We start from the raw sequence: 566 nt of genomic DNA, 5'->3' as shown, positions 1-566 counted from the left end.
TATCACTTAAATAAGTGATAGTCTTAATACTAGTTTTTAGACTAGTCATTGGAGAACAGATGATTGATGTCTTAGGGCCGGAGAAACGCAGACGGCGTACCACACAGGAAAAGATCGCAATTGTTCAGCAGAGCTTTGAACCGGGGATGACGGTCTCCCTCGTTGCCCGGCAACATGGTGTAGCAGCCAGCCAGTTATTTCTCTGGCGTAAGCAATACCAGGAAGGAAGTCTTACTGCTGTCGCCGCCGGAGAACAGGTTGTTCCTGCCTCTGAACTTGCTGCCGCCATGAAGCAGATTAAAGAACTCCAGCGCCTGCTCGGCAAGAAAACGATGGAAAATGAACTCCTCAAAGAAGCCGTTGAATATGGACGGGCAAAAAAGTGGATAGCGCACGCGCCCTTATTGCCCGGGGATGGGGAGTAAGCTTAGTCAGCCGTTGTCTCCGGGTGTCGCGTGCGCAGTTGCACGTCATTCTCAGACGAACCGATGACTGGATGGATGGCCGCCGCAGTCGTCACACTGATGATACGGATGTGCTTCTCCGTATACACCATGTTATCGGAG

General features: G+C 51.2%; 1 pseudogene. It reads left to right on the top strand.

Annotation, left to right across the window (positions count from 1 at the left end):
• Window positions 1-59: 59 nt before the first annotated feature.
• A pseudogene (locus ACJHX7_RS26280) lies at window positions 60-566 on the top strand (IS3-like element IS2 family transposase); the annotation flags it as partial.

The sequence above is a fragment of the Escherichia sp. WS1451 genome, assembly GCF_046487365.1.
In the GTDB taxonomy this organism is placed as follows: domain Bacteria; phylum Pseudomonadota; class Gammaproteobacteria; order Enterobacterales; family Enterobacteriaceae; genus Escherichia; species Escherichia coli.
Note: the sequence above shows the minus strand (reverse complement) of the source record. Positions and strands in the feature narration are given on the sequence as shown.